Here is a 423-nt window from a genome sequence, read left to right as displayed (position 1 = left end):
AGCTTACGCTTATGGTTGGGGTCAAGCAGCATATCATGGCTACCCATGGTGGCATGTGGTGCAAGGCGGTAGCATGATTGCCAGAAGTTTGGCTTATGTCTGTGTGGTATCCATGGTTCTTGTTATTGGCTATTTGATCGGATATCAGGCGTTCAAGTTTATTAAGAGATTTTTTGAGCTACTACATGTCTCTTGGGGTGCATCTCATTTGGGGTTTGTCAAAATTTTTATTTGGCTCTGGTTCAAAAAGTATGCTACAAGGAAAACCGTTCGTGGTGAGCCTGTCGAACCATGACGGTTTTCCTACCCTTCGACAGGCTCAGGGCGAACGGAAAACCTAGTTTGGCATACTTTTTAGACTACTACCTTTTATTTTATTGGCGATCGTATCAACACCCATCATGTTGCTACTGTATTTTTATG

The 423-nt window shown here is 43.0% G+C and carries 1 protein-coding gene; it reads left to right on the top strand.

The window, feature by feature from the left end:
* Positions 1 to 295, top strand: a 295-nt coding sequence (locus IM753_RS12880) for a hypothetical protein (protein ID WP_255518679.1), incomplete at its 5' end; no start/stop codon positions are given.
* Positions 296 to 423: the final 128 nt, after the last annotated feature.

The sequence above is a fragment of the Moraxella sp. K127 genome, assembly GCF_015223095.1.
Classification (GTDB): Bacteria; Pseudomonadota; Gammaproteobacteria; order Pseudomonadales; family Moraxellaceae; genus Moraxella.
The sequence above is the reverse complement of the archived record's forward strand: the minus strand, read 5'-3'. Positions and strand labels throughout refer to the sequence as shown.